Source organism: Methylobacterium sp. J-068 (assembly GCF_022829445.1).
In the GTDB taxonomy this organism is placed as follows: Bacteria; Pseudomonadota; Alphaproteobacteria; order Rhizobiales; family Beijerinckiaceae; genus Methylobacterium.
Window position 1 is genome coordinate 1 of the sequence record NZ_JAKSXY010000067.1, and the last position, 8,653, is coordinate 8,653.

The 8,653-nt window shown below is 64.3% G+C and carries 14 protein-coding genes; 8 read left to right on the forward strand and 6 right to left on the reverse strand.

What is annotated here, in order from left to right:
* The 7 genes from MKK54_RS09910 to MKK54_RS09940 all read left to right on the forward strand — a co-directional run.
* Positions 1 to 259: DUF837 domain-containing protein (locus MKK54_RS09910; protein ID WP_244010625.1), on the forward strand; the 259-nt coding region annotated here is incomplete at its 5' end.
* Complete coding sequence (locus tag MKK54_RS09915) at positions 252 to 536, forward strand: hypothetical protein (protein ID WP_244010626.1); 285 nt, start codon at positions 252 to 254, stop codon at positions 534 to 536. The genes MKK54_RS09910 and MKK54_RS09915, both read left to right, overlap by 8 nt.
* Before the next feature lie 85 nt (positions 537 to 621).
* Positions 622 to 885, forward strand: a complete 264-nt coding sequence (locus tag MKK54_RS09920; protein ID WP_244010627.1) for a hypothetical protein — start codon at positions 622 to 624, stop codon at positions 883 to 885.
* Positions 882 to 1,496: a helix-turn-helix domain-containing protein gene (locus tag MKK54_RS09925; protein WP_244010628.1), complete on the forward strand. Its 615-nt coding sequence runs from the start codon at positions 882 to 884 to the stop codon at positions 1,494 to 1,496. Before MKK54_RS09920 ends, MKK54_RS09925 begins: the two co-directional genes overlap by 4 nt.
* Positions 1,493 to 2,971, forward strand: coding sequence for a DEAD/DEAH box helicase (locus MKK54_RS09930; RefSeq protein WP_244010629.1), 1,479 nt, complete (start codon positions 1,493 to 1,495; stop codon positions 2,969 to 2,971). Before MKK54_RS09925 ends, MKK54_RS09930 begins: the two co-directional genes overlap by 4 nt.
* Positions 2,952 to 3,878: a toprim domain-containing protein gene (locus tag MKK54_RS09935; protein WP_244010630.1), complete on the forward strand. Its 927-nt coding sequence runs from the start codon at positions 2,952 to 2,954 to the stop codon at positions 3,876 to 3,878. The genes MKK54_RS09930 and MKK54_RS09935 overlap by 20 nt, the downstream gene beginning before the upstream one ends.
* Positions 3,879 to 3,915: 37 nt before the next feature.
* Positions 3,916 to 4,632 (forward strand): transcription termination/antitermination protein NusG, encoded by a 717-nt coding sequence (locus tag MKK54_RS09940; protein WP_244010631.1) that lies wholly within the window; start codon positions 3,916 to 3,918, stop codon positions 4,630 to 4,632.
* Between the two features lie 9 nt (positions 4,633 to 4,641).
* On the opposite strand, the gene MKK54_RS09945 is transcribed toward MKK54_RS09940, so the two are convergent.
* The 6 genes from MKK54_RS09945 to MKK54_RS09970 all read right to left on the reverse strand — a co-directional run bounded on the left by MKK54_RS09945 (position 4,642) and on the right by MKK54_RS09970 (position 7,572).
* The gene (locus tag MKK54_RS09945; protein WP_244010632.1) at positions 4,642 to 4,851 is read right to left on the reverse strand and encodes a hypothetical protein; all 210 of its coding nucleotides are present in this window, start codon (positions 4,849 to 4,851) and stop codon (positions 4,642 to 4,644) included.
* 146 nt (positions 4,852 to 4,997) lie between these two features.
* Positions 4,998 to 5,762 (reverse strand): hypothetical protein, encoded by a 765-nt coding sequence (locus MKK54_RS09950; protein WP_244010633.1) that lies wholly within the window; start codon positions 5,760 to 5,762, stop codon positions 4,998 to 5,000.
* The gene (locus MKK54_RS09955) at positions 5,741 to 6,256 is read right to left on the reverse strand and encodes a hypothetical protein (protein WP_244010634.1); all 516 of its coding nucleotides are present in this window, start codon (positions 6,254 to 6,256) and stop codon (positions 5,741 to 5,743) included. The genes MKK54_RS09950 and MKK54_RS09955 overlap by 22 nt, the downstream gene beginning before the upstream one ends.
* A 50-nt stretch (positions 6,257 to 6,306) precedes the next feature.
* Complete coding sequence (locus MKK54_RS09960) at positions 6,307 to 6,567, reverse strand: hypothetical protein (RefSeq protein ID WP_244010635.1); 261 nt, start codon at positions 6,565 to 6,567, stop codon at positions 6,307 to 6,309.
* A gap of 75 nt (positions 6,568 to 6,642) precedes the next feature.
* Positions 6,643 to 6,915 carry a hypothetical protein gene (locus MKK54_RS09965; RefSeq protein ID WP_244010636.1) on the reverse strand — a complete coding sequence of 91 codons (273 nt, stop codon included), beginning with the start codon at positions 6,913 to 6,915 and terminating at the stop codon, positions 6,643 to 6,645.
* A gap of 336 nt (positions 6,916 to 7,251) precedes the next feature.
* On the reverse strand, positions 7,252 to 7,572 hold the full coding sequence (locus MKK54_RS09970; protein ID WP_244010637.1) for a hypothetical protein: 321 nt from the start codon (positions 7,570 to 7,572) through the stop codon (positions 7,252 to 7,254).
* 604 nt (positions 7,573 to 8,176) lie between these two features.
* Here MKK54_RS09970 and MKK54_RS09975 point away from each other — a divergent pair.
* On the forward strand, positions 8,177 to 8,653 hold a 477-nt coding region (locus MKK54_RS09975), incomplete at its 3' end, for a hypothetical protein (RefSeq protein WP_244010638.1).

The window sequence follows — 8,653 nt, forward strand, 5'->3', positions numbered from 1 at the left end:
CCCGCCCATCGTCGAGCGGGTGAAGGCGTACCGGTCCTGCCTGTTCGACCGGTGGGTGGAGGCCAAGCGCTTCGCCCAGACCAGCGACGACCTCGCCGATCATCAAGCCGCGGTGGATGCCTACACGGCCTTCATGCGGGCCCACCTGGCCTCGGACGAGCGGACCCACCTCGACCTCGAGGACGAGATCGCCCGGCTGACCGGAGAAGTGCTCGATCTCCGCGCTCGGCTTGGCGACAGCCGTGAACACCATGGCTGAGCCCTACACCTACGACGTGCCCGCCATCGCCGCGGTCGACCGGCTGATCCGGTGGCACGAGAAGCGCGCCGCCGCCGATGGCCGCCTCGCGTTGAGCTTGGAAGCAGAGAACCTTCTCATCGCCGCCGAGACGAACCGCCAACGCGCGGCCGCGCACGGCCAGACGGTGGCCTGCCTTAAGGCATTCCGGGAGCGGTGCTGCCAGCCGGAGAAGGAGTTCCGAGGGCACCTGAAGCAGGAGGTACGGCTACGCGTGCAAATCCGCGCCCCGCCCTAACCGAAGCCGCACCCGCGGCGCCTGACGACCCAAAAGTCTGAAACCTTTCACCGACCGCACCCCCGGTTTTCGGAACGGAAGCGTCATGTCTGATCTGAAGCCACGGCTCACCGCCGACCGAAGACTGTACGACGCGGCCGACGCGGCCCTGCGCGCACTGCGGCTGGACCTGATCCAGCGGGCGGAGGGGGCTGGCGACTACCGGATGGTGGTCGATTTCGGCGACCGCCTGCTGCGCTACGGCTGCAACTCTATCGCCAAGGCATCGAGCCTCCCCCGCGCCGCCGAGCACGCCTACCGGGCCGCTGACGACCTGGTCGCCGCGTCTATAAAGGGAGACGGTCGATGAGCGTGATCGCAGCGAAATGGGCGAAGCGTCAGCGGGTGCGGACCACCTGCCGGATCGTCCTTGGGGCCCTCGCGGACCGCGCTGACAAGCAGGGGCAGTGCTGGCCCTCCCAAGCCACCATCGCCGCCGACACCGGGCTTGCCGTTCGGACGGTTCGGCTGGTCCTCGCTGAACTCACGACCGCCGAGGTGATCCAGCGGGTGCCGCGTGGCAACCGGTTCGGCGGCCGGGCCACCGACCTGATCACCCTGAATCTCGGCCGTGACTTCGACCTCCTGACAGTGATCGAGGTAGCACCGGAGGAATTACCCTTTGCGGCAGATGATGCCACCAAGGGTGGGGAGGGTTACCGGCAGATTAAGGACGGGTTAGCGGCATATGAAGGACGGGTTAGCGGCACGACGTGCCGGGGAAAGAACCTAACAGGAACCCAAAGGAACCTATATCCTAGCCGCGAAGAGACCTTTCAGGAAAAGGCTCTGTACGGGGGAGCCCCAGGAGCAGCACCCCCCGATCCGTTCGGTGACGACGCCTTCGGTCCCACTCTCCACCACGGCGAGGATCACGACGACTGGGATCTCCACGACGTCGCCGAGGAGGACGCCCGATGAGCCGGGTCCTCCGCCCCCATCAGGTCCGGATCATCGAGCGGCTGCGGGAATCGCTCTCGACCGGACACCGCCGGCCGATGCTCCAGGCACCGACAGGTTTCGGCAAGACCGTCGTCGCGGCGGCGATCGTCCAGGGGGCCCTGTCGAAGGGCAAGCGGGTGCTGTTCGTGGTTCCAGCCCTGTCGCTGATCGACCAGACGGTGCGGTCGTTTTGGGCCGAGGGCATCCGGGACGTCGGGGTGATCCAGGGCAACCACCCGATGACGGATTCGACGCGCCCCATCCAGGTCGCCTCGATCCAGACGTTGCAACGGCGAGCGATTCCACGGTTCGACATCGTGGTGATCGACGAGGCCCACCGCTGGTTCGAAATGCTCGGCGTCTGGATGCAGGCCGAGGAATGGGCCACGGTCCCGTTCGTGGGTTTGTCAGCGACGCCTTGGACCCGGGGGCTCGGCAAATTCTACGACGACCTCGTGCAGGTCACGACCACGGCCGAACTGATCGAGGTCGGCTACCTTTCGCCGTTTCGGGTCTACGCACCGTCGCACCCCGATCTGACCGGGGTCCGCACCGTGGCCGGCGACTACCACGAGGGCGATCTCGGCAAGGCCATGAACAAGCCTGCCCTGGTCGCCGACGTCGTAGAAACCTGGCTGCGACGGGGGGAGAACCGCCCAACCTTCATCTTCGGCGTGGATCGAGCCCACGCCAAGAACCTACAGGCCCAGTTCGAAGCGGCGGGGGTCCCGACCGGCTACATCGACGCCTACACCAAGCCCGACGAGCGAGAGGTGCTGTTCCGCCGCTTCACCGCGGGTGAGCTGCGCGCCATCGCCAGCGTCGGCTGCCTGACCACCGGCGTGGATCTCGATGTTCGTTGCATCGTCCTGGCCCGGCCCACGAAATCCGAGATGCTGTTCGTCCAGATCATCGGGCGGGGCCTGCGGACCGCCGAGGGCAAGTCGGACTGCCTGATCCTCGATCACTCCGACACCCACCTTCGGCTCGGCTTGGTCACGGACATCCACCACGATGCTCTCGACGATGGCCGGCAGCGTCAGAAGCAGGAGGCCAAGGCCCGGCCCGAAGCCTTGCCGAAGAAATGCTCCTCCTGCGCGTTCCTGAAGCCGCCTAAGGTCGCCAAATGCCCTGCCTGCGGGTTCAAGGCGGAGAAGCAGAGCGACATCCAATGCGACGATGGCGAACTCGTCGAGATGACCCCGAAGCGGTCGCAGGCCAGCACCACGGAAAAGGAATTGCTCTTCGGCCAGCTCAAGCACTTCGCCCGGCGGCGCAACTACTCCGAGGGGTGGGCGGCTCACAAGTTCCGCGAGCTGACGGGCGTCTGGCCAGACCGCTACCACAACGCGCCGCTGGTCGAGCCGACGCCGTTCATCCTCTCGTGGATCAAGTCTAGGCAGATCGCCTACATCAAAGCGAAGGGAAGCACACATGCGCACGCCGCTCAGTGATCGCGCCAGGGGGCGCTGGGCGGGTCTCCTGCCGCTGGTCGGTGTGGATTCCCGGTTCCTGTCGGGCAAGCAGGGCCCGTGCCCGATGTGCGGGGGAAAGACCCGATTCCGGTTCGACGATCGCGAGGGCCGGGGCACGTGGATCTGCAACGGCTGCGGTGCGGGAGACGGCGCGGACCTCGCCATGAAGGCGACGGGATGCGAGTTCCGTGATCTCGCCCAGCGGATCGATGCGCTCCTGGCGAGCGTGCCAGAGCAGCGAAGCCGGCGGCGTTCTCCGCCCGATGCCTGCCGCGCATCACTCCGACGTCTCTGGCGCGAATCCAAGGTCGTCACGCCCGGTGATCCCGTCGCCCTATACCTCGGGTCCCGCGTCGGCCTGAGCGACGCGCCACGATGTCTTCGAACTGTGGAACGGCTGCGCTACCAGGACGACCAACCCTCCTGGCATCCCGCAATGGTCGCCATGGTCACGGGACCCGACGGCAAGCCTGCCACTCTTCACCGGACCTATCTCACCCAGGACGGTCGCAAGGCGGCAGTCGAGGTGCCTCGTCGCCTGATGCCGGGCACCATCCCCGAAGGCGCGGCGATCAGGCTGTTCGAGGAAGGACCCGTGCTTGGCATCGCGGAAGGTATCGAGACTGCGCTCGCGGCCGCGTCGCTGTTCGGGGTCCCGACCTGGGCAGCCGTCAGCAGCGGCATGCTGGCGAAGTGGATTCCACCCGATCCAGCGCGCGAGATCGTCGTCTTCGGCGACCGCGATCCGAAATTCGGCGGCCAGGCAGCGGCCTACGCCCTGGCACACCGTCTGGCCCTTCGCGGGCTGAAGGTACGTGTCGAGATCCCCACCCGCGCCGGCGCGGATTGGAACGACGTGCTGCTCGACTCGAGCCGCGCCGCCTGACGCTGCCCCCGATCCATCCCCTACTACAGGAGTACCCATGAGCAGCCGAGGCAAGGGCAAGCGTCAGCGCGAGCGAGAGCGTCGACAGCGCCGTGAGCAGCGTAGGTCGGAGCGTCGTGGGCTTCCGGCCGGCCTGAGCGCCAACCCCATTTCGGCCGCCGTCGTCGGCGCCAGGAGTGCCGCCGACCCCATCTGCGGCGTGGCCTCGTTGACGATCGATCCGAGCCTGTGTTGGTACATAGCCCGGACGAAGCCACGGATGGGCGAGCGGGCCCTCCAGGCCCTCCAGGCCGCCCAGGTGGTCACCTACCAGCCCCGCACCTCTGAGGTCGTCGTGCGCCGCGGTCGCCGGGTGATCCGCCGGGCGCCCATGCTCCTCCGCACCGTCTTCATCGGTGTCGCTGATGCCGACCACCTCGACGAAGCCAAGGCTGCGCCCGGCGTCGCCGATCTCGTCTGCTACCCGGTCGAGGACGCCAGCACTGAGGGCAATATCGCGGGTCCCGTCCTCAAGCCGGCGCGCCTGGACGCCGAGGGCTTGCAGCAGTTCGTGGACGTCCTGGCACGCGGTGAGATCGTGGAGCCGGTAGGCATCAAGACCGGTCAGAGCGTCGTCGTGCGGGAAGGCCCATTCGCAAGCTTCCCGGCCGTGGTGGAAGCGATCCTGCCGAACGATCGCCTGCGTGTCGCTGTCAGCCTGTTCGGACGGCCTTCGCCAGTCGAACTCGGGATCGCAGAGGTGCAGACGCTATAGGTGAGCCCATCACTCCGGCGGCCTACCGTTCCGCTCAATGCGCTTGAGCAGTTGGATGGCACGGCCTAGGGCTAGCATCACAAACCCACCGATCGTGCCGCCGAGGGCTGGACCCAAATAGACCCCGCCCTCCGCTGCGGGTGCGCCGGACGAAGCGAGAAAGAAGAAGATGCCGAACGCGATGTGCAGCGCGCCGGCGATGTAGAGGGTGAGCTTCACGTGGTCCCCGCTTGCCCTCGGGATGTCCGTCGCGAGAGCGCGACACCCGGGTAGCTTCTAAACTGTCCCGCTAGGGATGAAGGATGCGCGCAAAACGAAAAATGCACGCGCAATGCGGGCTCATCAGGATGGGCAATCCTTCTAGGTTAAGCGGCGACACGGAAAGCGTCATCCGCATCATCAACAGAAAGGAGACGACGGGCGGCGCGACCGATCAACACCCGATCGTCCGCAGCCAAGCGACCATCAATGACGGCGGTGATGAGAGGTGCCGATTCGATACGGGAGACGTCATCCATTTTTGCGTACCCCCATGCCACGGACCCCGGGGCCGGAGTAATCAGCGTGAATAGGGAACGTCTACCATTGATCTGGTTCACCGCGGCCTCAAATCGCCATTCTTTCGTAGAGCTGCCATGAATAACAGGTCGTTTTTCAACCTGTTTCGAACCGAATATACGCTCTAGTCTATCTGCTAATGCCTCACGCTTATGGCGCTCAAGGCGTTTGGTCAACGCGTCAGTTGTGCGAAGCATTGCCTCGGCGGCGGCATTAGCGACGATAGCAATAAACCCCGGAAGTCGATCTAGCGGGGCATCAATCTCAAACAACTCCCAACGATTAAATCTAAGCTGATAGCGCTCTGCGACCTTCCTGGCCTCGTCGCGATAAAGATCCTCCGCCCCTACCATCTCGGCCTCAGACATGCCGCCGCCGTCATCCGTGACGGTGAAGCGATCTGGCCCGCCCAGGAGTCGCACGCTCACCATGCGCCCGCCTGGATAGAGCACCGGCGTCACAATGGTCGTATCTGCCTCGCCTACGCGGACACGGACCAGCTTCTGAGCAATCTCAGAGGCAAGTGAGCGATTGGCCGGATGCTCCGGCATCAGAAAAGACGCGGCGACCATGGTGGGTCCGGTGTGGGTTCGGTCGGTGTGATGTTCAGCATAGCGTAAACCGCACGGGCGAAAGCGGGAAAGTTAGGAGGAGGATCGACGGGCCGACAAATCGGCATTTTTTCGGTGTGCATGCGAACAAGGCCAAGCGTCGCATTCAAGTGAAAATCGTGCACGCCGGTCTCAACTTCCAGGCCTCGCAATTCAGGTGGCCCCGTGGGGTTCGTGTGAGGCGCGTTGGGGCGCCAGTCCATACGCCAAGCACAAAAATCGGCCCCCTTGTAGGTAACAACAAGGGTCGCTGAGCAATCACGATCGGGACGGGAGCGCCGCATCCTGAAAACCAAGCGGACGGTAGCGATCTGCGTTAACGTGCTTAGAAATGGCAAAACCATCGACATTTGATCGGCGTGCGCATCACCGGCCCAGCCCGTTGGCTCACCCCCGACCTTCTGACCATCGACGGCCAGTCGCATCTCTTCCAGGATCGCCGCTTCATCGCGCATGATCAGCTTCGGTGCTCACGCGTCATGGTGCTGGTCGGTGCTGTGATGTCTCACTGCACCGATCCACCCTCGGGCGCCTGGAGCATGCGGAGGGCTTCGGTGAGGAGTGTGCGCAGACTGGGAATCGATTCGAGGGTGAGCGGGACGCCGACACGCTGGCCCTCGATCGTCGTCAGGACCGCCACCGCCAAATCCAGTCCCATCATCAGACCAACGTCGGACTTGCACAGCGGCATGAGGAAGTCGCCTACGGCTCCCTTTGGAAGTGCATCCAGTGCGGCGGTCAGGAGGAACGGTTTCGTGTCGCTCATCCTAGATTCCTATAAGCTCGGGATAGGGAATCACGCGATGGACGTAAGCGACCCTGGCTTCGTTGAGCCCTGACGTCACTGCACGACCTCGTCAGCAGGCTTTAGGCCACGGAGCGCTTCACCCACGACTTGGTAGAGGGTCGACAGTGCCTCGTGCCCCATCGGAACGCCAAAACGATCGCCCTCAACGGTCTTGAGAATTAGGATACCAACATCCTCTCCCATGAGAATGCCAGCCTTCGCTTCGCAGAGGGGGAACATGAAGGGCCCTTCGCCGTCGAACTCGACCTGCTCGGCCGTTTCCAACGCAAAGAACTGCTCCTGTTCGGAGCGGTCATCGTCGGCCATGTTTGATGCCCTGCTCCCTGACGCCATAAGAAGCAAAGGTGCCCTGACAGGGCACTCGCCGCAATAGCCAAATGTGCAGGATGTCAATAACGACACTCTGAGCGGCTCGAAGGCGTTGCACATGTCGACAGAGTATTGTAGTTGTTAACTGACCCTGTAGGCGCTGTACTCTCCTGACGCGGGATTGAAGTTAAGCCTCTACGGAGACGGGTGACACCGCTTCTCCACTTTGAAGGCTGGTTCAGTTAGTTGTACCCCAAGAGGGCACTGCTTGAGCCAGCAGATCTCATGATACCATTGGTGGCGCCCCTCAAACCTGAGGGACGCCTCTACGTTCTAGTAGTAGCTGCGCCGGCCGTATCCACGATCGTGTCCGTAACCATGACCCCGTCCACGACCGAAGCCGAACTCACGGCCACCAAAGCGCGGTCCAAAGTGACGACCGCCACCGTAGCCGCGACGTCCGTATCCACCACCATAACCGCGGCGCCCGTATCCGCCGCCGCCATATCCGCCGTAGCCGTACTGGACGTTCTCTACCGCGCTCGCGGCTTCAGGCATCATCACGACACCGAGCGGTGCTGCTGACGACGGGGCCGGTGCCATGAACAAACTGGCAGCCAACAGGCCAGCACCGAGCGTGAGTGTCTTGAACATAGGGTTTCTCCCCGCAGACCTACCCGTTCAGGTAGTCCACTCACAGACCCTAGAAGCCTCAATCTGAACGGCGCCCGCGCCAGTGGGTTCACGGCGGCCAGCCCATTACTCAATGGGCGGCGCGCATCGCTACGGATGAGCCGAACGAAGCGCCAACCAGAATGCTTTCCTCCGCCCGCATCGACCTTCAGCCCTGCACGACGATGGGTCAGATCGCGTCTCTACGATGGAGGCATACCGAGCGAGAGAACGCTGAGGAGCTTTTCGATAGGGCTACAGCTTGCTCTTCAAGCTCTCGGCGTCACGCCGCACGGAGAACGGCAGTAGCCTCACGTCCTGCGTCTGGTGAGCCTTGAACAGGGCAAGGCGTTCCGCCGCCATGAGAGGCACGCCGGCCCTTGGCGCCACCTCGCGCTCGTCAGCGGCCGTCCGATCCCGCGACCGCAGATGGAGCCGGGTCGATTCGACGGGCGGCTCGCATTCGGCGCCGATCCGAGTGCGGGGGACCCTGGGTGCCCAAACCGTATACGGGTGGTCGGGGCCCCCAATGTTCCTAGCGGCAGGGTCCCAAAACCCGGTAACAGGGTAACAGGTAACAACGCCCATGGCCGAAACGACCGGGGCTAAATTCCTAAGCCAAGCCGACTTCGCCCGCCGACGCGGCGTGTCCCGGAAGACGGTAACGGGCTGGAAGCAAAAGGGTATTCTCGTCCTCGGCGAGGCCGGATTGATCGACGTCGAGGCCACCGAATGGGCCCTCGACCAGCGGCCAGCGAACTATCGCGGCGGTGTTACCCATCGCCCAGTTCGGACTGTCCCAGGTAACAGGTCGGCGCCGGAGCCGAAGGCACCCGCCAAGCCCAAGCCGGATACCTGGCAGACGATCGGCGAGGCGATGCCGCGGCCCGGTGCCGCGCCGCGCGGCGGCGATGAAGCTCAGATCGATGAGGCGGGCCTTGACCCGACGAACCTCCCTCTCCCGGAGGCCATCCGCCGGAAGGAGAACTTCCTCGGCCTGCAGCGCAAGCAGGAGGTCGAGAAGAACGAGGGCAAGCTGGTCGACCGCGAGGCGGCCGAGAAG

Coding starts and splice junctions, on each gene's coding strand:
- MKK54_RS09950 (WP_244010633.1), bottom strand. CDS start 5,762: ATGGTCGCCGCGTCTTTTCTGATGCCGGAGCATCCGGCCAATCGCTCA.
- MKK54_RS09935 (WP_244010630.1), top strand. CDS start 2,952: ATGCGCACGCCGCTCAGTGATCGCGCCAGGGGGCGCTGGGCGGGTCTC.
- MKK54_RS09955 (WP_244010634.1), bottom strand. CDS start 6,256: ATGCGCGATGAAGCGGCGATCCTGGAAGAGATGCGACTGGCCGTCGAT.
- MKK54_RS09960 (WP_244010635.1), bottom strand. CDS start 6,567: ATGAGCGACACGAAACCGTTCCTCCTGACCGCCGCACTGGATGCACTT.
- MKK54_RS09965 (WP_244010636.1), bottom strand. CDS start 6,915: ATGGCCGACGATGACCGCTCCGAACAGGAGCAGTTCTTTGCGTTGGAA.
- MKK54_RS09920 (WP_244010627.1), top strand. CDS start 622: ATGTCTGATCTGAAGCCACGGCTCACCGCCGACCGAAGACTGTACGAC.
- MKK54_RS09940 (WP_244010631.1), top strand. CDS start 3,916: ATGAGCAGCCGAGGCAAGGGCAAGCGTCAGCGCGAGCGAGAGCGTCGA.
- MKK54_RS09970 (WP_244010637.1), bottom strand. CDS start 7,572: ATGTTCAAGACACTCACGCTCGGTGCTGGCCTGTTGGCTGCCAGTTTG.
- MKK54_RS09915 (WP_244010626.1), top strand. CDS start 252: ATGGCTGAGCCCTACACCTACGACGTGCCCGCCATCGCCGCGGTCGAC.
- MKK54_RS09930 (WP_244010629.1), top strand. CDS start 1,493: ATGAGCCGGGTCCTCCGCCCCCATCAGGTCCGGATCATCGAGCGGCTG.
- MKK54_RS09925 (WP_244010628.1), top strand. CDS start 882: ATGAGCGTGATCGCAGCGAAATGGGCGAAGCGTCAGCGGGTGCGGACC.